We start from the raw sequence: 26,946 nt of genomic DNA on the forward strand, positions 1-26,946 counted from the left end.
TCATCCTCCCAGAACGGTACACTTGCAAATCAAACTCTTTGGTTATCGTTTGTCCGTCGGGCATGTTGAACAATAGATCATCATGAAGGATGGTATCCAAAGCCAAAACATCCGATTTTTTAATGGCAGTTAGAAGTTCGATTTCTGCATTAACAACGGTTTCTATTTTCATGATATAAAGATTGAAGTTATTTCTTCGGAGTCAGAATTGTTTTTATCATCGCATCTTCTTTTAAGATTACATCATAATAATACAATTCTCCATACAACTGTCGGGCAAATTCAGCTGTGATATAACGATTTACAAGCGCTTTCGTTTTATCCAATTTCAAATCCAAACCTGTCATCAAGATATAATTCTTGAATTTTTTGAAATACGCGTCTGAAGTTTTCATTTTAGCTAAAAATGCAGCAAAACTATCTCCTGCAAAAGCATTTCTATTTTTGTCTAATTCTTCAAAAACAAAATGACCAACAATACCTGTTTGCAGCAAATATCCAACATTTTCATTTCCGTGCTCTGCTTCCATCGGAACAAAAACATCAGGAACGATTCCTCCACCGCCATAAACAATTTTACCTTTTGGTGTTTTGAATTTTAACGAATCAGCTACTTTTATGCTGTCTTTTGCGTATAATTCTCCTGTTGCAATTCTAGATTCGGATTCTTTAAAATAGGCTTCATTTCCTTTTTTATAAGGCTTTTGAATTGATCTTCCTGTCGGAGTATAATAACGCGCTACAGTTAATCTTACTGCAGATCCGTCATTAAAATCCATTTCTCTTTGAACTAGACCTTTTCCGAAAGAACGACGTCCAACGATAGTTCCACGGTCATTATCTTGAATTGCTCCCGCTAAGATTTCACTCGCAGAAGCGCTGTTTTCATTAATTAAGACATAAACTTTCCCAGTTTCAAAACTTCCTGCTTTTGTCGCGTATGTTTTTTCTGTAGAACCGTTTTTGCTTTTCGTGAAAACGATTAATTGTTTATCTTTCAAAAACTCATCGGCAATGGCAATTGCCTCTTCCATATAACCACCGCCATTATCACGAAGGTCGATTACAAGCGATTGAATTCCTTTTTGTTTTAATCTCGTTAAACCTGTTTTGAATTCGTTGAAAGTAGTTTCTGCAAAACGATTTATTTTGATATAACCTACATTATCTCCAACTAATAAAGAAGCATCAACACTCTTAATTGGAATAACATCTCGTTTTACTTTAAACTTCAGTTTCTTTTGTTCTGATTTTCTAAAAACAGTCAATTCTATTTCTGAACCTTGGAGACCTTTTAATTTAGAAAACAAACTATCAGAAGGCAGTTTTCTACCGTACAATTTAGTTTTTCCTGCGAATAAAATTCGATCGCCAGATTTTATTCCAGCTTTTGCTGAAGGGCCATTTTCAACTGGTTTTATAATCGCAACCGAATCTTTATACATGTAGAAATTGATTCCGATTCCGACGAAATCACCTTTCATACTTTCGGCAACCTCAGCCTGTTCGCTTGGCGGAATATAAACAGAATGCGGATCTAATTTGGAAAGAATATTATCGACCGTAAGATTTACAATCGAATCGGTATTGACGCTATCAACATATTCTGTATTGATAAAATCAATGAGTTTGTTAAGTTTGGTTTTTGAGTAATTTTTAGCCAAAAGCTGGTCACTTGCAGGAGCATTCATAAGGCTTCCCGCAATTGTTCCAAGAGCAAAAGTCGCTCCTATTACTATTGGCAAATATTTTGGATTAAATTTCATTACTCTTCTAAAACAGGAATATGTTCTACTTCTATGCCTGCTTTTATTAAAAATTGAATTCCTGAATCATCACGATATCCATCTTTATACACCACTCTTTTTATTCCTGACTGATGTATTAATTTGCTGCATTCTTTACAAGGCGAAAGCGTGATATACAACGTTGCGCCTTCACAAGACTGAGTAGATCTGGCTACTTTCAGGATGGCATTCGCTTCAGCGTGCAAAACATCCCAACGTGTTAATCCGTCTTCGTCTTCACAGCAATTTTCGAAACCAGATGGTGTACCGTTGTAACCATCAGAAATGATCATTCTGTCTTTTACAATAATTGCACCAACTTGTTTACGTTTACAGTAAGAAAGCAGGCTCCACTCTTTTGCAATTCGCAGATATGCTTTATCGTATTTATTCAGCTTTTTTACTTCCATTTAAATTTATCTGTTCCAAATTGGGCTTTCAATAATCATCGGAATTACAACTCCAATAATAAAAGCCGACATTACAAGTGCCCAGTCGCGTTTTGAAAAACGGAAAACCGTCTGCACTATATATGAAATTACCAGAACAACAAAAACTACTACTAATTGTGCAGCTTCAATTCCTAAGGCAAATTCTCCTAAAGGCAACAATTTTGAGGTTGCAGAACCTCCTAAAATTGTTTTGAAATAATTAGAAAAACCTAGTCCATGAATAATTCCAAAGAATAAAGTTATGAAAAATACCAGATTTACGCCATCATTTTTTGAAGTCTTTCCTGCTGTAAACAAATGATAAAGAGCGGTTACAAGAATTGTAATCGGAATCAGGAATTCTACAATATTCACTTTTATGGCAATAATGCCGTAAACAGACAAAATCAAAGCCAAAGTATGGCCAATTGTAAAAAGAGAAACCAACAAGAAAATTCTTTTCCAGTCTTTAAATAAATACGGAACAGTTAAGGCGATTAAAAAAAGAACGTGATCGTAAGCATTGATATCTAAAACGTGTTTTAATCCTATTTGAAAATAAATCCAAAATTGTGACATAGGTATATTGCAATTAAATAATTAGGGGTTGTAAACTTACGATTTATTTTGAAGAATAAGTGATGTCATTTCTTAAAACAACAAGTCAAGAAGTTAAATTTATGAGAACTTTAAAATTGTTAAATTAAAATAAAATATATCTTTGTTTAACACAAATACTATAATTATGTCATTTTCAGAATTATTTGATAGCGAATTCAAACAAAGAAACAAAGGACACTTCTCTGCTATCGTTCGTGTAGCGTTAGCTGACGGAGTTGTTTATCCAGAAGAAAAAAACTTCTTAGACAAATTGGCTGCTCGTTTAGAAATTACAGAGTCTGAGTACGAAGAAATTCTTAGCGATCCTTTAAAGTATCCTATTAATCCGCCGTATTCGTATGTTCAACGTTTAGAGCGTCTGTATGACCTAACTCGAATGGTCCATGTTGATCATCATCTAGAAGACAAACAAGAAGTGCTTCTAAAAAAGATAAGTGTTGCACTTGGATTTACGCCAAGCAACGTAGATTACATTATTGCAAAAGCTTTATCATTGGTTGATAAAAAAGTTGATGCCGATACTTTTATTTACGAAATGCAACATATGCACAAATAATAGTTTTCAGTTTTCGGTCTCAGTTTACAGTTTATTTGATGCCGAAAAAAAAATTAAAACTCGCGTTAAAATTATAAACCCGACAAGTTTTTCAAAACTTGTCGGGTTTCTTTTTTAAAGTTTGGACTAAAAACTGAGACTGCGACTGTAAACTTTAATTAGCTTCAGCCATAAATTCCTCTGCTTTTTCTACCATATTATAACTTCCACAGAAAAAAGGCACTCTTTGATGAAGTTCGGTCGGCTGGATTTCCATAATTCGACCAAAACCATCTGTTGCTTTTCCTCCCGCTTGTTCTGCTAAAAACGCCATTGGATTACATTCGTATAACAAACGTAATTTTCCTTTTGGTGCTTTTGAACTTGTCGGATAAATGTAAACTCCGCCTTTAATCATATTTCGATGAAAATCGGCTACCAAACTTCCGATGTATCTCGAAGTGTATGGTCTGTCTTCTTCTTCACGCTGGCAGTATTTGATGTAATTTTTTACGCCCTGCGGAAAATGAACATAATTCCCCTCGTTTACCGAGTAAATATTTCCATTTTTTGGAAATTTCATGTTTGGGTGCGAAAGGTAAAATGTACCGATCGCAGGATTTAGTGTAAAACCATTCACCCCATGTCCAGTAGTATAGACAAGCATTGTTGAAGTTCCATAAATTACATAGCCTGCTGCAACTTGATTGATTCCCGGTTGTAAAAAATCCTCGCTAGTTACCGGAGTTCCTATTGGAGTAATTCTTCTGAAAACAGAAAAAATAGTTCCCACAGAAACATTTACATCAATGTTTGAAGATCCGTCAAGCGGATCCATTAAGATCACGTACTTATTATTATGACAGTTGTCGCTCCCCTGAACTGTAATAAAATCGTCGTTTTCTTCAGAAGCAATACCACAGACAATCTCACGGTTTATTAACGTCTGGATAAATACTTCGTTTGCATAGACATCTAATTTTTGCTGGTCTTCTCCTTGAACATTCTGTTCGCCAGCGGCGCCAATAATGTCTACTAAACCTGCTTGATTAACTTTATGATTGACAACCTTTGCTGCCAAACGTATCGAGTTAATAATTCGGGAAAGTTCTCCCGACGAATACTGAAATGCTTTTTGGTGCTCAATAATAAACTCTCCCAGTGTTTTATTGCGTTCTTCCATTGCTAAATCGTTATAGTTTTATTTTTAAGTCACAAATATCGTCTATTTTGTGAGAATGATTTAAAAATTATTTTGTTAGTTTGTTACTATTGTATATTTGCTAATAATCTTCAAAAAGCGACTCATAAAACGAAGCTTTTTTAGATATTAAATAGTTAAAAATAGGAATATATGAATATTAGAAAAGGAAATCCTGAAGACATGAAATCGGTGTTAGGGCTTATTCAGGAGCTGGCAATATTCGAAAAAGAACCTGATGCGGTTGTCATAACAGAGGAAGATTTGATACGTGACGGTTTTGGTGAAAAACCATTATTTCACGTTTTTGTCGCAGAGATTGAAAACGAGGAAAAACAAAAAGAAATTGTTGGAATTGCGTTATATTATTATCGCTATTCTACCTGGAAAGGAAAAACAATTCATCTTGAAGATTTGATTGTAAAAGAAAAAATGCGCGGCACTGGTTTAGGTTCTGCTCTTTATTCTGAAATCATGAAACAAGGAAAAAGAGATAATGTCAGAAGAGTAGAATGGAATGTTTTGGATTGGAACACACCCGCAGTAAAATTCTACGAAAGTTCGGGCGCAAAAGTTCTTGATGAATGGAGAGTAGTTCAAATGGATGAAGCAGGTGTTAATGCATTCTTAGATAAATTGTAAAAAAATAGTTTGCCACGAATTACACAAATTCACACAAATTAATTCGTGGAATTAGTGGTAGAAAAAAAATAAATTAATTAAGATTTCGCCCCAATCTGAAATCTAAAATCAAAAATCTATAAATTAAAAAATGAGAGTATTTAAATTTGGAGGAGCATCAGTAAAAGATGCAGATGGAATTAAAAACGTATACGACGTTTTGCAAAAAGTAGGTTACGAAGACGTAATTCTTGTAGTTTCGGCTATGGGAAAAACAACAAATGCTCTTGAAGTTGTAATCAAGAATTACTTTGAAAAATCGACAGAACTGAATTCTTCTGTTCAGGAAATCAAAAAATACCATAATCAAATCTTATTAGATTTATTTGAAGATGAGAAACATGCAGTTTTTACAGCTGTAAATGAACAGTTTGCTGAATTGGAATATTTCTTAGCGCACAATAAATCTCCAAATTACAACTTCGTTTACGACCAAGTGGTAAGTTTTGGTGAATTGATTTCGACTAATATTTTAAGTCATTTTATGAATTTCATGGGAATTCAAACGCAATGGCTTGATGTTCGTAACTTCATTAAAACCAATGCAAACTACAGAGATGCAGAAGTTGATTGGGAAACGACTCAGCAAAACATCAGTAAAAATGTACCTAGAAAACAATTGAATATCACGCAAGGTTTCTTAGGTGCTGACGAAAACAACTTTACAACAACTCTTGGCCGTGAAGGTTCTGATTATACTGCTGGAATTTTCGCTTACTGCTTAAATGCAGAAAGCGTAACAATCTGGAAAGACGTTCCTGGAGTTATGAATGCGGATCCACGTTATTTTGAAAATGCGAGTTTGTTAAACCAAATTTCATATCGTGAAGCAATCGAATTGGCATTTTATGGCGCAACGGTTATTCACCCAAAAACATTACAACCTTTACAGAAAAAAGAAATTCCTTTATACGTAAAATCATTTGTGAATCCTTTATTAAAAGGAACTTGCGTTTCTAAAGGTGTTGACTTAGAACCACAATATCCATGTTTTATCGTAAAAAGAGAACAGCTTTTAATTTCGCTTTCTTCTATTGATTTCTCTTTCATTATGGAAGAAAACATCAGTGAGATTTTCGGATTATTCCACGAATTTAAAATCAAAGTAAACTTAATTCAGAACTCTGCAATTAGTTTCTCTGTTTGCGTGGAAGATAAATTTGGAAATTTCCCAGAATTGAACGCTATTCTTTCTAAAAAATTCAAAGTAGAATACAGCGAAAATGTAACCTTATATACAATCCGTCACTTTACAGAAGAGGCAGCGCAAACTGTTGAAGCTAACAAAGAAGTTTTATTGAAACAAGTTAGCCGCGAAACCATGCAGATTGTAACTAAAGAATTAATCTAATATTGCTCCATAAAAGGTAATTATCTAATTCAAACATTATTGAAAAAGGCTTCACATATTAGTGAAGCCTTTTTTATTTCGAAAGAATTTTCTGTAACCAATTTATTTTTTGCTTACATTTACTCTTCATTTTTTTGAAAAAAGTATTTCAAGACAAATTAATTGTCAACGAATTACATTTTTTCATCTACTAATTATAACTTAAAATGAGCAGGAAAAGCTTTTTACTTGTTTTTATTATCCTTGGTTTATTATACATCAGTATATCTTTAAGTCCGTTGCTTACCAAAGACCTAAAAGAGATTTCTTATTCTGATTTTAGATTGGTCATAGGTCCTTTTTTATCTACAGTTGCAATTCTTATAACTTATACACAACTGAAAAGAAGAAAAAATTAGCAGGATTATTAAAATGAAAAAACAGAATTTAGTTGCCCTTACATGCCGGCTTGTCTGTAATATCGTTTTCATTTTTTTTTGCAATGTTATTGATTGCAACTTTTCCTTCGGCAACCGTTTCGTTTGTGCCACATTTTACTAATGAAGGTTCGCATTTAACAACTACTTTTAACTGATTCTGATCTTTCTCCTTGGCTATCGAATCCTGATTAGACCATGTTATTTTTCCAATTAGTTTATCCTCTTCAACATAGGATTTATCTCGATTATTTTTTACAGATTGTGCCTTTACTTCGATTGATGAAGAAATCAGACAGTAAATAGAAATGGCAACTACAATACTAAATTTCATAAACTTTTAAGATTAGCGGTTTGACTTTATTTGAAACAAAAGTCATCTGAAAATCTGTCAATAAGGTTTTAGAAAGTGAAATCAGGAGTACTGATTTATAAATTCATACTCTACTTTAAGACTGCAAAGCTTGAATTTGGTAACTAAGAGGTGTCGTTCCTGTGTGTTTTTTAAATGCCGCAAAAAAGGTTGATTTAGAATTAAAACCAACATCGTAGCCAATAGATTCTAAAGTCAATTTATTGGTAGAAGTGATAATTTTACAAGCTTCGTTGATTCTAAATTCGTTTACAAAACTGGTAAAATTCTTTCCTAAATTATTATTCAAAAACTGCGACAATTGATGACTCGAAATATTAATCTCCTGAGACAAATCTTGAAGCGTCAGGTTTGGATTTTTATACAGACTCTTTTCAAACATAACATTCTCTAGTTTTTCCAACCAGATTGCCGCTTCTCCCGAATCTATTTTTTTATTTGAAATCTTTCCATTCAATAAAAACAAATCATCTGTTTTTTTTCGGTACAAAAGAATCGAAATTCCTAAGTATAAAATGAATGAAAAAACCACTGCTCCGCTAATATAAGTTGCCGCAGGAGCTCCCAAAATCGCCAAAAAATAAAATAGGAATAAAAGAAAATTACCCAAAAACAGCATTCCGAACCACATTTCAGAAGGCGTAGTTTTTTCTTTTCTATTCAAGATTTTTTTCAAAACTGCACGAAGTTCATAACCCGCAAATGCAATGTAAACAAACCATTGGAAGTAAATGATTCTTATTAAATAACCTCTCCAAAGTTTTGGATAGATTTCATACGGATATAAAATGCCAATCGCTACAATTAAAGTTCCCCAAAATGCTAAGATAAATTTCCATGATTTTGGCATTATATGAACTTCATCGACGGCCGATTTTACGAAATAATACAAACAAGGTCCAATAAAAAAGCAAGCTGTAAGTCCGAATTGGAGATACATTTTTGGAAGTTCGGGATGGAAATAAACAAATACAGATTTTGCAATTCGGATGCTTAACGCAAACAAAAGTGCGCCCAGAAAATAATTCGTCAAATATTTTTTCTTCGTAAAAAAGAAGAAATAAACTCCGAGAATAATTCCGTTGAAAGCTCCCAAAGCACTAAAAAAGAATAAAAGTTCTTTGCTAGTATCCATAATTTAAGTTAGTTAAACACTAAACAAAGCTAAAAAAAAGATTGGCTAATTATGAGAATTTTTCTGCAATTATTTTTTATTCTTCAATTTAAAAAGCCGAAAAGTGCTTCCTTTTCCAATAAATAAAAGCCTCGCAATTTCTTGATTATAAATACTACTTTTGACTTTTTAGAGTTAAAGTATTTATGTTGAAAAAATTACTGTTTTTAACGGTTTTCTTCTGGTTTTCTGCGCTTCAGGCTCAGGATACCGAATCGCTGTACAAAACCAAAAAAGTAATTGTTTCAAAAGATACTATTCACCTTGAAAAAATGTCCATCAACTCTGGATTTTTTCAAATTCTGAACACTAAAAACGAGCCAATTGATTCGACTTTTTATAAGGTCGATTTTCAAAAAGGATATTTGCTTTTAAATGAAAAATTCCAATCGGCTTCAGATACTTTAATCGTTAATTATCTTAATTATCCTGACTTCTTAACCAAAGAATATAGCCTTTATAAATCGGAGCAAATTGTTAGCGGCGATGTCGGAACAGATAAACTCTACAGAATAGACAATACTTCAAATGCAAAAAAAGTAACTCCTTTTGATGGTCTTGAAACTTCTGGAAGCATTACTAGAGGCGTTACGGTTGGTAATAATCAGAGTACGGTTTTAAACTCTAATTTGGATTTACAGATTACAGGAAAACTTTCAGACAAAGTAAGTTTGAGAGCTTCGCTTCAGGATAATAATATTCCGTTGCAAGACGGCGGGTATTCGCAGAAACTCGATCAGTTTGATAATATTTTTATTGAACTTTTCAGCGATGACTGGAACATTCGCGCCGGCGACGTCTTTTTAGAAAATAGGAAAACCCAATTTTTAGGCTTCAATAAAAAGGTTCAGGGACTTTCTGCAAACTTTGATTTTGATACAGAAGAAAGTAAAACCAATGTTTTTGCTTCGGTTGCTTTTGTAAAAGGACAATATGCTAAAAGTACTTTTACAGGTCAGGAAGGAAATCAAGGTCCGTACAAATTGAAAGGCCAAAATGGCGAATTGTACGTTCTCGTGATTTCGGGTTCAGAACGTGTTTACGTAAATGGTGTTTTGCTAAAACGTGGCGAAAACAACGATTATGTGATTGACTACAATGCAGGAGAAATTGTTTTTACATCGCTTTTTACGATTACTTCTGAAATGCGTATTAATGTCGAATACCAATATTCTGAACGAAATTATAACCGATTGGTTACTTACGCGGGTGCAACGCATGAGAATAAAAATTGGAGTTTTGGCGGTTATTTGTATTCTGAAAATGATATGAAAAATCAGCCTTTGCAACAAAATCTTTCTCCAGAGCAAGTTCAGATTTTAAGCCAGGCAGGCGATGATGTGAATTTGATGAAAGCGCCTTCAGCCTACGAAGATACTTACGCTGAGAATAAAATTTTGTATAGAAAAATACTCGTCAATTCCGTTGAAGCCTACGAATATTCGAATAATTCGGCTGATGTTTTGTACAATGTAAGATTTAGTCAAGTTGGCGCAAATGGTGGAAATTATATCATTCAAAATAATAATTCTGTTGAGCGTATTTATCAATATGTAGAACCTGTAAATGGTGTTTTGCAAGGAAATTACGAACCTATTGTTCAGTTGGTTGCGCCGATGAAACTTCAAGTGGCAACATTTTTAGGAAAATATAATCCGAATGAAAAAACATTGGTTGACTTTGAATTGGCTGTCAGCAATAATGACCAGAACTTATTTTCTGACATTAATGATTCTAATAATGAAGGAGTTGCTTTTAAAACCAATCTTAAAAAACGTCTTTTTTCTAGAGATTGGAGTTTAGACGCTTTCGCGAATTATCAATATGTACAACAGGATTTTAAATCGGTTGAACGTTTGTATAATATTGAGTTTAATCGCGATTGGAATTTAACGGGAACTCTTTTGGGCAATCAAAGCCTTTTGGTAACGGGTTTAAATTTTGATTTGTTTTCGAAAAATAAAACCTCAAATATTGGTTTATTCACTTATCAATTTGAAAAATTAGATTTTAGCGAAAGCTATACAGGTGTGCGACATACCACAAATGCGTTATTCAAACTGAAAAATTGGACAATTGAAAACAGCGGAAGTTTCTTGAATTCTGATGCGACGGCTTCGACTTCAAAATTCATTAGAAACCAAACCAGAACCAAATATCATTTTGGCAAAAACTGGGTTGGCGGGAGTATGCAACTAGAAAATAACCAAGAAAAGGATAAAGTTACTAATCAGTTTTCGGCTTTAAGCCAAAGATTTACAGAATATGGTGTATTTACTGGACGCGGCGACAGCACCAAAGTTTTTGTGGAAGTTGGTTTTCTGCAAAGGCGCAATGATAGTTTGCAAAACGGATTATTACAGCACGTCAATAATTCGCAGACCTATTATTTAAGGTCAAAATTAATTCAAACCAAAAAGACAGATTTAGCCGTTTATGCAAGTTATCGAAATTTAGATTTTACGGATAAATTGAGACAAAACGAACCTTCTTTAAATTCGAGAATTCTATATAACGATCGTTTTTTCAATCAATTTATGCAGATTGGAACTGCTTACGAAACCAGTTCTGGAACTATTGCGCAACAAGAATTTACCTATGTTGAAGTTCCGACGGGACAAGGAGTTTACACTTGGAATGATTATAACGGAAACGGAATTCAGGAATTGGAAGAATTTGAAGTTGCAGTTTACCAAGATCAGGCGCGATATGTCAGAGTCTTTTTGCCGAATCAGGTTTACATTAAAACCAACCAAAATAAGTTTTCGCAATCTTTGACTTTGAATCCGCTGCAATGGCAAAATGAAAAAGGCTTCAAAAAACTCCTTTCATATTTTTACAATCAGACCTCTTTTATAATGGATCGAAAGGTGAAAAGCGAAGGCGAGAAACTAGAATTGAATCCGTTTGATTCGTCTGAGGAAAATATTTTAGGTTTGAATTCGAGTTTTAGAAACAGTTTATTTTACAATCGAGGCAAGCAAAAACATTCTGTTACCTATTCTTATTTGGTAAACAAAGGCAAAAGTCTGCTTTCCATCGGGTCGCAAAACGTACAGAATTATTCGCATCAAATTCAATACACACATTTATACCAAAAAAGCTGGCTGTTTAATTTGTTTACCAAAACCATAAAAACCGATTTGGTTTCTAAAGACTTTGTTGAGAAAAATTATGACATTCAAGGTTGGCAATTGGCGCCAAAAGTGAGTTATTTATTTTCTAAAAACACCAAATTGGATTTCTTTTATGAGCTTCAAAATAAGAAAAACCAAATTGGAAATTTTGAAACTTTAGACCAAAGTAGACTTGGAACTTCTTTTTCTTATGCGGGCGAAAAGAAAGTAACCGTAAATGGAGAATTTTCTTTTTACCAGAATAAATTTAATGGAAATGAATTTTCATCGGTAGGTTTTCAGATGTTGGAAGGACTTCAAGCAGGATCAAATCTGGTTTGGAAAGTGCTTCTGCAGAAGAACCTTACGTCTTTTTTGGATGTTAATTTAAATTACCAAGGACGTAAAAGCGAGACAGGATCTACCATTCATACAGGAAACGTTCAGCTTCGTGCATATTTTTAATGGGTTGCGAAAAAGGTGACAATAAATTGTTTAATTTTAATTGAAATTTAAATATTTAACCCTATGAAAAAATTAGTATTGTTCTGTTTGATGGTTGTTTTCTCTTCTAATTTTTACGCACAAGAAACAACTGCAAAAACTACGAAAAGTAAAACAGAAGCTTCTGCAAAAAAAGCCAAAACTACTGCAGACAAAGCTTCGGCTGATGCCAAAAAAGAAGCCACAAAATCTAAAAAAGCAGCAGATGACGCAAAGGCTGCTTCGTCTAAAGCAAAGAAAGAATCTGCTGACGCTGCAAAAAAGACTGCCGACAAAGAAGCTGCTAAAGCTAAAGCTGATGCAAAAAAAGCTACTGTAGAATCTGACAAAGCAAAAAGTACAGCCGACAAAGCGAAAAGCTCTGCTGATAAAGCTAAAGCCGATGCTAAAAAATCGACTGCAAAAGCTGACGCTGCTAAGAAAGATGCCACTTCTGCAAAAAAATCGGCTACTAAAACTTTAAAAGAAACTAACGAAAAAGCACCTTCTGTACCAGACAAAGTTACTGGAGAATACAATGGTAAAAAAGTATATACTGGACCAAGAGGCGGTAAGTACTATATTAATAAAAATGGTAATAAAACGTATATTCAGGATTAAGGTTCTGAGATTCTAAGCTACTAAGATGCTGAGTTTCTAAGATACTGAGATCAATAAATTAACCGAACTTTTGTTCGGTTTTTTTTATTATCCCAATTAAACCTACAAATTGTTTTGTATAAAAATCAAAAATCGCTTAACATAGAGGTAATCTTATTTAGTAAAACGAAACTATTTTCGAAACACCCCTCGAATTTCCTAGCAATTCTTTAAATATAGAGTTAATAATTTAGTAATGCCCTCGAAATAGCATAAAAAACATATTTCTCTATCTTCGTTTTTAAAACGTGTTAAAAATGAGCATTGATTATTCTGCTAACAAAACTATTTTAATTGCACCATTAAATTGGGGACTTGGGCATGCAACTAGATGCATTCCTATTATCAAGGCGCTTCAAGAGAATAATTATATTCCGATTATTGCTTCTGATGGAGTTGCTTTGGCTTTATTGCGAAAAGAATTTCCTTATATACAAACTTTAGAGTTGCCTTCTTACCATATTGAATATGCAAAGAATGGTAAAAACTTTAAATGGAAGCTGATTAAAAATCTTCCTAAAATGATTACTGCCGTTTTGGATGAGAAAAAAATGATCAATCATTGGATTAAAAAACATGGCATTGATGGTATAATCTCAGACAATAGATTGGGAGTTTTCAGCAGGAAAGTGCCTTCTGTTTTTATTACGCACCAATTGAACGTAATGACAGGAAACACAACTTGGTTTACGAGTAAATGTCATCAGTATTTCATTAAAAAATACAATGAATGCTGGGTTCCTGATTCAAATGAAAAAACAAACTTGACGGGAGATTTAGGTCATTTAAAATCGAATGAACTAAACTTAAAGTATATCGGTCCGTTGAGTCGCATGAAGAAAAAGGACACTCCGAAAATATATGATTTGATGATTATATTATCTGGACCTGAACCGCAACGTACTTTCTTGGATGAAAAACTGCAGAAAGAAGCAGCAAAATATCCTGGAAAAGTAGTTTTTGTACAAGGAATTGTAGAAAAATCTCAAGAAAAATGGCAGGCTGGAAATGTTACCTATTATAATTTCATGAATTCTAAACAGTTGGAACAAACTTTTAACGAAAGTGAATTTGTGTTGTGCCGTTCTGGCTATACGACTGTAATGGATTTAGCAAAATTGGGTAAAAAAGCCTTTTTTATTCCGACTCCAGGTCAGTATGAACAAGAATATTTGGCGATAAAACTTCAGGAAGAAAATCTTGTGCCTTATGCAATGCAAGACGACTTTAGCATTGAAGATTTATCAAAAGTAAAATCATTTAAAGGATTATCTCAATTTGAAAATACTATCGACTGGGATTCTTTATTTAAAGTTTTTGAAGACAAAACTGCATAATTGAACACGGATGAAATGGATTTGCTTTCGCAAAAAACACAGATAAACACTGATCCCCCTATATAAAAAATGAAAAACCTCCAGCTTTAACTGGAGGTTTTTTTATAGGAAAAGATAATAGATAAAATCCGTTTTATCCGCGTCCTGATTTTTAGAAGTTAAACTGCACTTGCATTCTAAGTACATTACCTTGCTGTCTGTTTATTGGCAATACGCTATCTTCAAAAGTTCTGTCGGCTACTACGTATTCAGCTGTAAATTCAAATGCTTTGATTGGCTGCCATTCAATACCAAATTCGAAATCTCTAACTACATAGCTTCTAGCATCTTTCTCATATTTTTTCCCTCCATCATAATATTGGAATTTAGCGAAAGGATAAATGTGCTGTTTTTTGATATCCCATTTATAGTTTAACAAAACATAACCTCCGTTCAAATCGGTTTGGTCGATTGTATTGGTAAGTGTATTGTATCGAGGTCCAGTTCCAATGTTGTATTCCGTTTGGATTCCGAATGGTCTTGGATATAAAACGAAAGTCGCACCAACTCTCTGATCTTTTACATATTGTGGATCGTTGACAGTAACTCCTGGAGAAACTTCTCCTGTAAATGCCCACTTACCAGTGTAAGCTTGAATTCCAGGTTCTATAATTTGGCTTCCAATAACAAAAGGGTACGTTACTCTGGCCACGACATTTAAATCTCTATTTGCATCTAACTTATTTGCAATCTGACCGTTGTAAACTCCTAAAGCAAAAACCCCAAAATCTCCAGAGCCTTTGTAACCGTCTTTCACTAACATTTCAAAACGCTGTCTAATTTCGGCTGGAGCCCAGTAAAAGAAGATTCCTAAATCACGCTCATTTAAAATTGAAGAGTTAATTGCATCGGCACGGTCTAAAGTTAAACGTTGTGAACTTGACTGCATATTTTCAAATCCGTACGGAATTTTACTTTGTCCGACACGCACGCGATATTCTTTTTTCTTATCGAAAGAAAGATCAAAATACAAGTCACGAATCTGCACGAAGTTATTCACTCCGCTTGACGGCGAACTCGCGAAATCTGGCTGAAAATAGAAAAATACATTTGGGTGAACTTGCCCAGAAAACACTAAACGAGCACGACGAATAAAAAGTCCGTTGTTTGCTTTTGCATCTGGATCTGTAGAAGTTGTTCCCCAAGATCTATCACATTGTTCGCAGGAAACTTTATCATTTGTAGAAAGCAAACCGTTGTATCTGATTTGAGCATAACCTCTCAAAGAGATTCTGTCGTACCAATGTTCTTCAACACCTCCTCCAGATTTGGTATCCGGAAGCTTTGCTTTGTTTATAGAATCTAAAATACGCATTACCTCGTTTTTTACATCCTGTTTATTCAGCTCTTGCTTATTTGTTTCTTGCGCATTGGCAGCGCAAGTTAACAGTAATAAAACCGCTAATAGTTTTCTTTTTATCATTAGTTCTATAATTCCCTTAATTTCAGGATGCAAAGATGGAGCACCTATGTTAAGAAATCATTAACCAGATGTTACTATAATAAAAATTTAATGTTACGGCGAAAATCCGTATGTTGATTTATTGTTAAACCCCCCTGTTTCAGGGCTTTTAACTCATTCGAGCTTACATTTATTTAACCTCAGCTTTTGCCAATTTATTTGCTTTTTCAAGTGTAAAAGAGAACTCAGAACCAATTCCGAACTCACTTTCTACGTAAACTTTCTCTTTATGAGCTTCAATAATATGCTTCACAATTGCCAATCCTAAACCAGAACCGCCTTCAGATCTTGTTCCGCTTTTATCTACTCTATAAAAACGCTCAAAAAGTCTCGGAATGTTTTGTTTTTCAACCCCTTCTCCATTATCACTAATACGAATTAAGACTTTTTTCTTCGTTAAGTTGACAACACCAACTTCTGTCAAACCACCTTCTTTTCCGTATTTGATAGAGTTTACAATTAGATTTTCCAGCACTTGCTGAATTCTATCTTGATCTCCTCTAATGATAACCGACTGAACATTTTTGCTTTCAAAAGCTAACTTGATTTTCTTTTTGTCTGCCTTCATTTCCAGCAGTTCAAAAACATTCTGAATTAATTCAACAACATCAAAATCAGTCATATTCAAATCTAAATCGCCTGATTCTAATTTGGTAATCATATCCAAATCTTCTACGATATATATAAGACGCTCTACTCCTTTTTCGGCACGTTTTAAATATTTTTTTCTAATATTTTTATCATCCATTGCGCCATCTAGCAAAGTAGAAACGTAACCTTGAACGGTAAATAAAGGCGTTTTTAATTCGTGCGAAACGTTTCCTAAAAACTCTCTTCTATATTGTTCTCGAATTTCGAGCATTTCGATTTCGAGTTTTTTATCGGTCGCAAACTTTTTCACTTCACGCGAAAGTGTTTCCATATCCGTATTAATCGGTTGATTGATAAGTGTTGTCGATTCTAATAACGAAACCTCATCGTAAATTTTCTTTACTCTTCTATAAATAAAACGTTCTACACGGTATTGTAAAACCAAGAAAGAGAATATATATATGACAATAATGAAAATTATTCCAAATGCTACTTGATGTTTTAATTGGTTTTTGTAGAACAAAGACATGAGCATGAGCACAAATGCTGTTGCAAATAGACTGATATACAATGCCGATTTAATAGCAAATTTGTATGTTTTTTTAAAATTGATTTTCATTGAAATATTTAAAATAATAAACCATTAAAACTTTTTCTCACCATATAAGTGATATAAGTTCATTCAAAACTAACTCTTTTTAGGAACAAATAATAACTTTGAAAAGCCCATCTTTATCAAAGTTAAAACTTTGACAAAAATGAGCTTTTTATTTTGAAAGCAAACCATAATTAAATGAACTTATATCACTTATATGGTTCAATTTTATAGGGAGTTATTAAACTTCAAATTTATAACCTACTCCTTTTATTGTTTTGAAAAGGTCTTCGCCAATTTTCTCACGAAGTTTTCTGATGTGAACGTCGATTGTTCTTCCTCCAACCACAACTTCATTACCCCAAACTTTATCCAAGATTTCGTCTCTTTTAAAAACTTTACCTGGTTTTGAAGCTAATAGATAAAATAATTCGAATTCTTTTCTTGGTAAAGCAATTTCTACATTACCTTTTATGATTTTGTATTCCTCACGGTTAATCTCGATTCCGCCTACGTTTAAAGTATCTGTAACAACTTCTTGTTCTTTTAACCTTCTTAACAAAGCCTTTACTTTTGAGACCAACAATTTCGGTTTAATTGGCTTTGTAATGTAGTCGTCTGCACCAGCGTCAAAACCAGCTACTTGAGAATAATCTTCACTTCTTGCTGTAAGGAATGTTATGATAACATTATTTAATTCTGGAATTTTTCTAATATGCTCGCAAGCCTCCATTCCGTCCATTTCTGCCATCATCACGTCCATAATGATTAATTCTGGCAGCTCTTTCTGTGCTTTTGCTATAGCATCTTTTCCGTTAGAAGCTGTAACAATCTGGTAGCCTTCCTGAGCAAGGTTATAGCCAACGATTTCTAAGATATCTGGTTCGTCGTCAACTAATAAAATCTTAGTTTGTGTTTTTTTCATAAATAGCAAAAATTGAGATTTTTATATCGAAACTTCTTCATTAAACATTCGATATTTCTTATTTCACAGGGTAAATATACTAACAAAAGAACCTTTAAAAAATGGTGTTAACCGTAATTTAATCTCGTAACAATTTGATAATCTTAACAACACAAAAACATAACAAGTCGGTAACATGGACTTCACAGAGCGGTTCTTTCTTTGCACAAAAATATTAAGACACAAACACAACACTGAAAAAAAATGAAATTCAATTTAAGATTTCTCTTTATTGCATTATTTATCTGTACGATTTCGATCGCGCAAAACAAAGGTACGATTTCTGGGGTTCTAACTGATAAAGATATGAACAACGCATCGCTACCATTTGCTAATGTTTTAGTTAAAGGTACAAATATTAGCGTAAATACCGACGTAGATGGAAAATATTCCTTAAGCGTAAATCCTGGAAACTATACTTTAATTTTTAGTTTTTTAGGATATGAATCTGTAGAAGCTCCTGTGGCTGTAAAAGCAAATGAAACTGTAACAGTTAATCAAGGGCTTTCAGCAGGAAGTTATACTCTTAAAGATGTAGTAGTTCAAGCTTCAACTGGAAGCAAGCAAAAAGAATCTGCTTTACTTTTAGAACAAAAAAATGCTGTAGATATTAAACAATCTATCGGTGCACAAGAACTTTCTCGAAAAGGAGTTAGTGATGTTGCAGCTGCGGTTTCTAAAACTACTGGTATTACAAAACAAGAAGGTACTGGAAACATTTTCGTAAGAGGTTTAGGTGACCGTTACAATTCTACAACAATGAACGGATTGCCAATTCCTTCAAACGATCCTGAAAAGAAAAACATCAATCTTGAAATTTTCTCTACAGATATTTTAGAATATGTTTCTATTGACAAAGTTTACAGCAGTAAATTATACGGAGATTTTGCTGGAGGTAACGTAGACATCATTTCTAAAGATTACAAAGGAAACGGATATTTTAAAATCGAAATGGGTTCTAATGTAAACACAAATGCATTGGCTGAAAAAGATTTTAAATTACAAAGAGGAATCAACAGTTTTGGTTTCAGCAATCCATCAATTCCAAACAGCCCTCTTACTCAATACAACTACAACACTTTACAAATGGATGGTAAAAATCCGTTTGCTGGTTCGATAGGAATTTCTGGAGGAAAATCTTTCAATGTTGGTGACGGAGGAAAATTAAGCTTCTTCGCTACAGCTAATTTCAGCAACGAATACAATTCAATCCGTAACGCTACAGCAAAAGGTGGTGTAAACGGTGCAGGAGTTGCAAACAAAGATTTCTACTCTTACACTGACATGGGTTACCAAACAAATTCTACAGGTTTATTGAATGTTGGTTACAAAATTAATTCAGACAACAAAGTAAGTTTTAATACAGTATACATCAATACTTCATCTCAATCTAAAGAAGAATATGCAGGATACATTGTCGATCTTGCTAACAACGGAAACGGTTTAATTCGTCGTTTTAACTACGAGAAAAATAGTCTTTGGATCAACCAATTACTTGGAGATCACAAATTAAGCGACAGATCTAAATTAAACTGGGGAGCATCTTACAACATCATTGATGGTTCTATGCCAGACAGAGCTCAAAATACTTTTAGAAATGAAGCTGCTGGTTATGTATTATCTTCTATCTCTAGACCAGATAACCACAGATATTTCCAAAAACTTAAAGAAGATGAGTTAGCAGGAAATCTTTCTGTAGACTATAAATTCAACAAAAATTCTGATGATGAGTACAAAGGAAAATTCACATTAGGAGCAAGCGGAAGAATTAAAAACAGAAACTTTGAAGCTTCTCAGTTCAACTTCTTATCTCAGCCAGGTTACACAAACACAATTGTTGACCCGAACAACTTAGATTTGTTTTACAACGAAGCGAACTTAAATAGCGGATATTTCAACATTTCTACTTTTAGAGGAAACTCTCAAGTATCAAATGCTTTAGATCCTCAAACTTACGATGGTAAACAAACAATCTTTGGAGGTTACTTGAACACAGAATACAAATTCAATTCAAAATTCACAGGAGTTTTAGGTTTACGTGCTGAATCTATTGTTCAAAATGTAGATTGGAATACTCAATTAGGAGATGTTGGAAGTGACGAATTAAGCAAATTTGCCTTCTTGCCAAGCTTAACAATGAAATATGAATTGAACGAAAAACAAAATTTACGTTTTGGTTTCAGCAAAACATACACATTGCCTCAATTTAAAGAAAGAGCTTTATTTGTTTACGAAGAAGTTTTGCAAGTAAAAGTGGGTAACCCTTACTTATACGAATCTGATGATTATAACTTAGATCTTAAATGGGAAATGTTCCCAAAAAGCGATGAGTTAATTTCGTTTACAGCTTTTGGAAAATATATTGTTAACCCAATGAACGAAGTTACAATTGCTTCTTCTTCAAATGATATCTCTTACATCAACACTGGAGATTACGGATATGTAGCTGGAGCTGAAGTAGAATACCGCAAAACGCTTTTCACTTTTGACGATGTAAACACTAAAAAATTATCTGCTGGTATTAACGCATCTTACTTACATACAAGCCAAGAGTTAAACTCAGATAAAGTAGACAGAGAGACAGATTACCAAGTTGTTTTCACTAACAAAAAAAGCCAATTTACTGGAGCTTCAGATTTATTATTAAATGCTGACCTTTCTTACTTAGCTGAATGGGAAAACGATAAAAGTTTAAACACAACTGTTGCATATTCTTATTTCTCAGACCGTATCAACGCTATCGGAACAAACGGAAGAGGTGACTTAGTTGACAAAGCTTTTGGTTCATTAGACTTTATTGCTAAATCTAAATTGAACAAAAACTTAGGATTAGATTTTGTTGTAAAAAACATTCTTGATCCAAAAATCAACAGAGTACAAGAAAATGCTTCTGGAGATGTAAATGTTTTATCATACAAAAAAGGATTAGGATTAAGCTTCAAACTTAACTACACTTTCTAATCAATATTAAACAATAATAGAAAAAAGGCCAGTTTAACAACTGGCCTTTTTTTATTTCTATAATTGCAAAACCGCGCGGGTTCTAGGCTAGTAAAAACAGTTTATTTTCAGTTTACAAACCTAACATTCTCTTAATATTAAATAAAGTTTTTGTTAAACTAACAATCACGGTTTCTTAACATCTAAAAAGGATTTCTAAACCATCTTTGCCTCAAGAAATTAAACACAAAATTATCAACACAATTATGAAAAACTCAATTGTAAAATTAATTGGAATTGTTACTTTATCTGCAGGTTTACTAACAAGCTGTTCATCAAGTGACGACAACAAACCAACATCTTCATTTGTTGTAAATGCAAATGATTTTAAAGGAACAATCACTGACGGAGAAGTAGTTCTTGATGCAGGAACAACTTACAAACTAACAGGAAAAATTCAAGTTAACTCTGGCGCTACTCTTACTATTCCTGCTGGAACTGTAATTCAAGGAGTTGGAGGAACATCTGCTTATATTGCAATTGCACAAGGAGGTAAAATCAACGTAAACGGTACAGCTGCAAAACCTGTTGTTATGACATCTGGTTTAGCTACTAAAGCTCCTGGAGACTGGGGTGGATTAGTAATCTGTGGAAAAGCTCCAATCAACCGTGTAACTGGTGGTGCAAGTACAGCTCAATCTGAAGTTGCTGACTTAACTTACGGTGGAACTGTAGCTAACGATAATTCTGGAGTAATTAAATTCTTAAGAATTGAATACGCTGGAGCTGCTTTCAACACTGAAAAAGAATTCAACGCACTTTCTTTCTTCGGAGTTGGTTCAGGTACAGTTGTTGAAAACGTACAAGCTTTCCACGGTTCTGATGACGGATTCGAATTCTTCGGTGGAACTGTAAATACTTCTAACTTAGTTGCTATCGGTAACGAAGATGATCAATTTGACTGGACTGAAGGATGGTCTGGAACAAACACTAACTGGTATGGTAAATTAGCTTTCGGAAAAGGAAACAGAGGAATTGAAGCTGATAACTTCGAATTAGGATACGCTAATACTCCAATCGCTAACCCAACAATCACTAACATGACTCTTGTTGGACCTGGAAGTGCTGCAGATGCAACTGTATACACTGAAAACCAAGGTATCAAATTCAGAAGAGGAACTAAAGGTCAAGTTTCTAACGTAGTTTTAAGCGGATGGAAAACTGGTATCGATGTTGAAAACGATGAAACTATCGCTTTCGTACCATCAGCTTTAAAAGTTACAAACGTACTTTACGTTGCTGATGTACCTGCAAAAACTAAAGGAAAGAAAACAGACGGAACTGCTGCTGACGTATCAGCTGTATCAGTAGAATCTGCTACTGCAACTGGAGCTGGAGCTGGTGTTGCTCAACCAACATGGGCTGCTGGATGGACAGTAGGTTTCTAATCACTTCAAAAACATAATGTTAAAAACATCCTAAATCTTTAGGATGTTTTTTTTTGGCGTACTTTTTGTATTTTTTTTTGTATATTTACAGTAATCAAATATACGCGATGGCAAAAAACTACTTTTATATTACTTTCTTATTGGCATTTTTCTTCACTGTAAGCGTTTCAGCGCAAGACGGCAAGCAATTACCAAAAACTCAGGAATCTACTTCTATTGAGGGTTTAAGCTTGTATCCTAACCCAGTGACAAACGGAAAAGTGTATATATCATCTAAAAACGATTTGGAGAAAGAAATTATTGTGTTTGACATCTTAGGCAAAAAAGTTTTGCAAGCACATTTAGTCTCAAGAGAGCTAAGTGTTTCAGAATTGCCGCCAGGTGTTTACATCATCAAAATAAGCGAACAAAATGCATCGGCAACCCGAAAACTCATTATAAGATAAAAAAGCTCCGTTTGGAGCTTTTTTTAATTTTCAGTCGCAGTCACAGTTTTCAGTTATAAATTTTGCTGAAAACTGTGACTGAAAACTGTGACTGAGACTGCGACTGAAAACTAAAAAATAAATATCTTTGCAAAAAAAAGTTTTGATCACAGCCAGCGATATCTTTACCATTTCAAGTCAGAAACAATTTGAAAAAATAGCACTAAAAGTGTTTCGTTTTCAGCACGAGAACAACAAAGTCTATCGCGACTTTTGTGATTTTTTAAAAGTTAATCCGCAACAGGTAAAATCGCTGCAGCAAATTCCTTTTTTACCCATTCAGTTTTTCAAAAGTCACAATGTAGTTTCTAATACAGATCCTGCACAAGTAACTTTTACCAGCAGCGGTACAACCGGAATGATTACCAGCAGACATTTAGTGACCGATGTTTCTTTATATGAAGAAAGCTACCGCAAAGGATTTTCTCAGTTTTACGGCAATATCGAAGATTATGTTGTTTTAGCCCTTTTGCCGTCTTATTTAGAACGCGAAGGCTCTTCGTTAATTTACATGGTAGAAGATTTAATAAAACTCTCCAATCAGCCTGAAAGCGGGTTTTATTTGCACAATCACGACGACTTAATCAAAAAGCTTCTTGAACTCGACGAAGCAGGCCAAAATGTAATCTTAATCGGTGTCACTTACGCTTTATTAGATTTAATAGAAAAACATCAATTCAACCTTCAAAATACCATTATCATGGAAACCGGAGGAATGAAAGGAAAACGCAAAGAAATGATTCGTGAAGAATTGCACGATATTTTATGCAAAGGTTTTGGCGTTTCATCTATTCATTCAGAATACGGAATGACCGAACTTTTAGCGCAAGCGTATTCTTTAGGCGATGGTATTTTCGAATGCCCTTCTTGGATGCATATTTTAGTACGTGATCCAGAAGATGCTCTCACTTACGTGAAAGACGGAAAAACAGGCGGAATTAATGTGATTGATTTAGCCAATATCAATTCGTGTTCTTTTATCGCTACGCAGGATTTAGGCAAAAAATATTCTAACAACTCTTTTGAAGTATTAGGGCGTTTTGATAACTCTGATATTCGTGGTTGTAATTTGATGGTTCTTTAGTCAAACAAATTGTTCCTTCTTTTAATTCGTAAGAATTTACACAATTTATTAACCAATAGATAATATAGAAAAAATACTACAATTATATTAAAAAGATACTTTTAATGTAAACTTTAAATATAATTAGTATGAAAAAAATTACCTTATTACTCATGCTTAGTTTATTAAACTTAACAGCATGGTCACAAAATCCAAATTACAGATATCACGAATTACAAGATTTAGGCACCACGATAGAATGGGCCATTTCAATTGAATGTACGCACCACTTTCAACCTTTAAGAGTTTTAGATGTCAATCTAAAACAAAACTTCAAACTGGAAGTTGGCAAAATTTACAAAGTAGACTTAGGATTACCTCCAAATTATGGTACGAGATATTACAAAGTAACCTATGCTGGAGATTCAGGAGTTGATAAAGGAGACGAAATAGACACTCCTCCTAATTTTGGTGCGCCAATCACTGATTTATGCAATTCTTTATCGTGGAAATTCATCAGACCAATATTATTAGGATCGACCATAGAGGAAGCACAAAGTAACTACTGCGCAAATCTAACAGCAAATACTACCAGAGAAAAAGTAAATATTAAGATCACACAATCTTTAACCGTAGGCAGTGTTTATTTTATGGATTTTGGAAAAGGTCCAAATTATTATTTGATAGACGGATCAAGTCCAGAAAATGGTGATGCTGATTATGAATTTGACCCCACGGTAGGTAACGCCGTTTATGCTCCTGCTACACTAAATTGTCCAAAACCAGATTTACAAGCTAACGCTGTAGATTGCGGGTCTGCAACAATGACTACTGGAACAACTTTTACAGCAGTTTATTCAATTAAAAACATTGGCGGTAGAGCATTTTCACCGACTCATTGTTTAATTTATTTTTCTAAAGGCAACGCAACTCTTAGTGCCGATGATATATTAATCAAAGATATCACTATAGACCCACTAAATCCAAATGAAATTAAATATGGAACACCATCTCTAACTGTTCCTGCAAATATTAGTGCCGGAACTTATTATGCAATTATGCAATTAGTTAATAGTGGAGAGACAAATACCAGCAACAACATAGTATCTTCTACATCTTCATTCATTATTAACCAAACAACGACACCAACAGGAAAACCAGATTTAACTATTGATCCAACTAACACGATTATTTTTAGCAACTGTTTTGATTGTAGTGCTGCTTTAAGTGATTTAGGAAGCAAAAGACACACAATAAACAATCAATCTGGAATTATGAATTTACAAGTAATAACTGTTAAAAATACAGGAAGCGCTGCCTCAACTCCTTCTACACTTCAATTTTATTTGTCTTCAGACGGTGTTCTTGATTCTGCTGATATAAAATCTACAGCTGGAGCAATCTCAATAGGTGCAATAAATCCTGGAGCGTCAATTTCTGTATCTAGATCAATTTTCTCTTCTGATTTTGGCGGCCTAACAGTTACTGGAAACCGAAATATCCTTATTTCAGTTGATGATTCTAAAACAAATACAGAATCAAATGAAAACAACAATATAACGCCTATACCTGTAACTTTCGTTAATCCTTTTGCAAGAACAGCACAATCAAGTTCGGATATTGAAGAAATTGTACAACCATATTCAATAAATGTTTACAATTTTGATGGACAAAAAGTATTGACAAAAGAAGTTAATTCGAAAGAAGAAGAGGATAAATCTCTTGATTCGTTAAAAACTGGAATTTACATCATCAAATCAAAAGGTGAGACTAGAAAAGTTCTAAAAAAATAAATTTTACTATTATAAAAAGAAAGGCATCCAGTTTTAGGATGCCTTTTTTATTTCAAATCAAAAATATTTTGCTTTCGAAGTTATACAACTCGAATAACAAAGTAATTTTTCTTTCCGCTTTGCAATAACACAAATTGATTATTAATTAAATCATTTGCCGTTAAAACGAAATCTTCTTTTATTTTTTCTCTGTTTACAGAAATTGAGTTTGCAGTTAAAGCACGTCTCGCTTCTCCGTTTGATTTAAAGAAACCTGTTTTTTCGTTTAAAACTGTAATAATTTCCAATCCATTTTCCAAATCCGCTTTTGCGATTTCAGCTTGAGGAACTCCATCAAAAACTTCTAAGAAAGTCGTTTCATCCAGTTTTTTCAAATCTTCTGCGGTTGAATTTCCAAACAAAATATTCGAAGCCTGAATTGCCTTTTCTAATTCTTCTCTATTGTGAACCAAAACAGTGATTTCTTCTGCTAATTTCTTTTGTAAAACCCTTAAATGCGGAGCTGTTTTGTGCTCTTCAATTAATGCATCAATTACTTCTTTATCTAAGAAAGTAAAGATTTTAATATATTTCTCAGCATCTGCATCTGTAGTGTTTACCCAAAATTGGTAGAATTTGTAAACCGACGTTTTATCAGCATCCAACCAAACATTTCCACCTTCAGATTTTCCGAATTTAGATCCGTCCGCTTTTGTAATTAAAGGAGTTGTTAAAGCATAAGCTTTTGCATTTTCACCTCCCATTCTACGCACTAATTCTGTACCTGTGGTAATATTACCCCATTGGTCAGAACCTCCCATTTGCAGAATACAATTGTTGTTTTTATATAAATGATAAAAATCGTAACCTTGAATTAATTGATATGTAAATTCTGTAAAAGACATTCCCTCACCTTCTCCGCTAAATCTCTTTTTTACAGAATCTTTAGCCATCATATAATTTACGGTGATTCTTTTTCCAACTTCACGTGCAAAATCGATAAAAGAGAATTCTTTCATCCAATCGTAGTTATTCACCATTACAGGTGCATTTGCTTCGGTTGAATTAAAATCTAAGAAACGAGACAAAACGCTTTTGATTCCAGCTACGTTTTTAGCCAAAGCTACTTCATCAAGCAAGTTTCTTTCATCAGATTTACCAGAAGGATCTCCAATCATTCCTGTTGCTCCACCAACTAAAGCGATCGGTCTGTGTCCGAAATTCTTTAAGTGAACCAATAAAATAATCTGAACCATACTTCCGATGTGCAGTGAATCTGCCGTTGGATCAAAACCGATATAGGCAGTGGTTGCTTCTTTTAGCAATTGTTCTTCCGTTCCAGGCATACTATCATGGTATAACCCGCGCCATTTTAATTCTTCAACTAGATTCTTCATTTTTTTAAATAATTTGCGCAAATA

Annotated in this window: 22 protein-coding genes; 11 read left to right on the forward strand and 11 right to left on the reverse strand. The window is 33.8% G+C overall.

Annotated elements, in window-relative coordinates:
- The 4 genes from ACE01P_RS08360 to ACE01P_RS08375 form a co-directional block, all read right to left on the reverse strand.
- A partial coding sequence (locus tag ACE01P_RS08360) for a nuclear transport factor 2 family protein (protein WP_379696697.1) occupies positions 1-172 on the reverse strand: 172 nt, incomplete at its 3' end.
- A 16-nt stretch (positions 173-188) separates the two neighbouring features.
- Positions 189-1,766, reverse strand: coding sequence for a S41 family peptidase (locus ACE01P_RS08365; RefSeq protein WP_379696164.1), 1,578 nt, complete (start codon positions 1,764-1,766; stop codon positions 189-191).
- On the reverse strand, positions 1,766-2,197 hold the full coding sequence (locus ACE01P_RS08370; RefSeq protein ID WP_095928260.1) for a dCMP deaminase family protein: 432 nt from the start codon (positions 2,195-2,197) through the stop codon (positions 1,766-1,768). Before ACE01P_RS08370 ends, ACE01P_RS08365 begins: the two co-directional genes overlap by 1 nt.
- 6 nt (positions 2,198-2,203) lie before the next feature.
- Complete coding sequence (locus tag ACE01P_RS08375) at positions 2,204-2,797, reverse strand: HupE/UreJ family protein (RefSeq protein ID WP_057115093.1); 594 nt, start codon at positions 2,795-2,797, stop codon at positions 2,204-2,206.
- A 166-nt stretch (positions 2,798-2,963) separates the two neighbouring features.
- On the opposite strand from ACE01P_RS08375, the gene ACE01P_RS08380 reads away from it, so the two are divergent.
- Entirely contained in the window at positions 2,964-3,395 is a 432-nt protein-coding gene (locus ACE01P_RS08380; protein ID WP_379696167.1) for a TerB family tellurite resistance protein, read from the forward strand.
- A gap of 154 nt (positions 3,396-3,549) precedes the next feature.
- Here the strand turns inward: ACE01P_RS08380 and fbp are convergent, their stop codons facing one another.
- On the reverse strand, positions 3,550-4,557 hold the full coding sequence (gene fbp, locus ACE01P_RS08385; protein ID WP_379696169.1) for a class 1 fructose-bisphosphatase: 1,008 nt from the start codon (positions 4,555-4,557) through the stop codon (positions 3,550-3,552).
- A 171-nt stretch (positions 4,558-4,728) separates the two neighbouring features.
- On the opposite strand from fbp, the gene ACE01P_RS08390 reads away from it, so the two are divergent.
- Entirely contained in the window at positions 4,729-5,217 is a 489-nt protein-coding gene (locus ACE01P_RS08390; protein ID WP_379696171.1) for a GNAT family N-acetyltransferase, read from the forward strand.
- Positions 5,218-5,347: 130 nt separating this feature from the next.
- The gene (locus ACE01P_RS08395; RefSeq protein WP_379696173.1) at positions 5,348-6,607 is read left to right on the forward strand and encodes an aspartate kinase; all 1,260 of its coding nucleotides are present in this window, start codon (positions 5,348-5,350) and stop codon (positions 6,605-6,607) included.
- A gap of 426 nt (positions 6,608-7,033) precedes the next feature.
- Here the strand turns inward: ACE01P_RS08395 and ACE01P_RS08400 are convergent, their stop codons facing one another.
- Together ACE01P_RS08400 and ACE01P_RS08405 are read right to left on the reverse strand one after the other, a co-directional pair.
- Positions 7,034-7,357 (reverse strand): hypothetical protein, encoded by a 324-nt coding sequence (locus ACE01P_RS08400; RefSeq protein ID WP_379696175.1) that lies wholly within the window; start codon positions 7,355-7,357, stop codon positions 7,034-7,036.
- A 115-nt stretch (positions 7,358-7,472) separates the two neighbouring features.
- Positions 7,473-8,531: a helix-turn-helix domain-containing protein gene (locus ACE01P_RS08405; RefSeq protein WP_379696177.1), complete on the reverse strand. Its 1,059-nt coding sequence runs from the start codon at positions 8,529-8,531 to the stop codon at positions 7,473-7,475.
- A 185-nt stretch (positions 8,532-8,716) separates the two neighbouring features.
- Here ACE01P_RS08405 and ACE01P_RS08410 point away from each other — a divergent pair, with 185 nt between their 5' ends.
- The 3 genes from ACE01P_RS08410 to ACE01P_RS08420 all read left to right on the forward strand — a co-directional run bounded on the left by ACE01P_RS08410 (position 8,717) and on the right by ACE01P_RS08420 (position 14,166).
- A complete protein-coding gene (locus tag ACE01P_RS08410) occupies positions 8,717-12,151 on the forward strand; it encodes a hypothetical protein (protein WP_379696179.1) in 3,435 nt (1,144 codons plus the stop codon).
- Positions 12,152-12,214: 63 nt separating this feature from the next.
- A complete protein-coding gene (locus ACE01P_RS08415; RefSeq protein ID WP_379696181.1) occupies positions 12,215-12,790 on the forward strand; it encodes a hypothetical protein in 576 nt (191 codons plus the stop codon).
- 296 nt (positions 12,791-13,086) lie between these two features.
- Positions 13,087-14,166 (forward strand): glycosyltransferase, encoded by a 1,080-nt coding sequence (locus ACE01P_RS08420; protein ID WP_379696183.1) that lies wholly within the window; start codon positions 13,087-13,089, stop codon positions 14,164-14,166.
- Between the two features lie 151 nt (positions 14,167-14,317).
- On the opposite strand, the gene ACE01P_RS08425 is transcribed toward ACE01P_RS08420, so the two are convergent.
- The 3 genes from ACE01P_RS08425 to ACE01P_RS08435 all read right to left on the reverse strand — a co-directional run bounded on the left by ACE01P_RS08425 (position 14,318) and on the right by ACE01P_RS08435 (position 17,778).
- Positions 14,318-15,628 (reverse strand): porin, encoded by a 1,311-nt coding sequence (locus ACE01P_RS08425; protein WP_379696185.1) that lies wholly within the window; start codon positions 15,626-15,628, stop codon positions 14,318-14,320.
- Between the two features lie 169 nt (positions 15,629-15,797).
- Positions 15,798-16,877, reverse strand: a complete 1,080-nt coding sequence (locus tag ACE01P_RS08430; protein WP_379696187.1) for a sensor histidine kinase — start codon at positions 16,875-16,877, stop codon at positions 15,798-15,800.
- Between the two features lie 217 nt (positions 16,878-17,094).
- On the reverse strand, positions 17,095-17,778 hold the full coding sequence (locus ACE01P_RS08435; RefSeq protein WP_008465097.1) for a response regulator transcription factor: 684 nt from the start codon (positions 17,776-17,778) through the stop codon (positions 17,095-17,097).
- A gap of 243 nt (positions 17,779-18,021) precedes the next feature.
- Between ACE01P_RS08435 and ACE01P_RS08440 the strand changes: the two genes are divergently transcribed.
- The 5 genes from ACE01P_RS08440 to ACE01P_RS08460 all read left to right on the forward strand — a co-directional run bounded on the left by ACE01P_RS08440 (position 18,022) and on the right by ACE01P_RS08460 (position 25,546).
- Positions 18,022-20,778: a TonB-dependent receptor domain-containing protein gene (locus ACE01P_RS08440; RefSeq protein ID WP_379696190.1), complete on the forward strand. Its 2,757-nt coding sequence runs from the start codon at positions 18,022-18,024 to the stop codon at positions 20,776-20,778.
- Between the two features lie 245 nt (positions 20,779-21,023).
- Positions 21,024-22,205 (forward strand): hypothetical protein, encoded by a 1,182-nt coding sequence (locus tag ACE01P_RS08445; protein ID WP_379696192.1) that lies wholly within the window; start codon positions 21,024-21,026, stop codon positions 22,203-22,205.
- 107 nt (positions 22,206-22,312) lie between these two features.
- The gene (locus tag ACE01P_RS08450; protein WP_379696194.1) at positions 22,313-22,651 is read left to right on the forward strand and encodes a T9SS type A sorting domain-containing protein; all 339 of its coding nucleotides are present in this window, start codon (positions 22,313-22,315) and stop codon (positions 22,649-22,651) included.
- A gap of 142 nt (positions 22,652-22,793) precedes the next feature.
- A complete protein-coding gene (locus tag ACE01P_RS08455; protein WP_379696700.1) occupies positions 22,794-23,774 on the forward strand; it encodes an acyl transferase in 981 nt (326 codons plus the stop codon).
- Positions 23,775-23,902: 128 nt separating this feature from the next.
- Complete coding sequence (locus tag ACE01P_RS08460; protein ID WP_379696196.1) at positions 23,903-25,546, forward strand: CARDB domain-containing protein; 1,644 nt, start codon at positions 23,903-23,905, stop codon at positions 25,544-25,546.
- Between the two features lie 80 nt (positions 25,547-25,626).
- Here the strand turns inward: ACE01P_RS08460 and tyrS are convergent, their stop codons facing one another.
- Positions 25,627-26,922: a tyrosine--tRNA ligase gene (gene tyrS, locus ACE01P_RS08465; protein WP_379696198.1), complete on the reverse strand. Its 1,296-nt coding sequence runs from the start codon at positions 26,920-26,922 to the stop codon at positions 25,627-25,629.
- Positions 26,923-26,946: the final 24 nt, after the last annotated feature.

It is taken from the genome of Flavobacterium sp. HJSW_4 (assembly GCF_042436695.1).
GTDB lineage: Bacteria > Bacteroidota > Bacteroidia > Flavobacteriales > Flavobacteriaceae > Flavobacterium.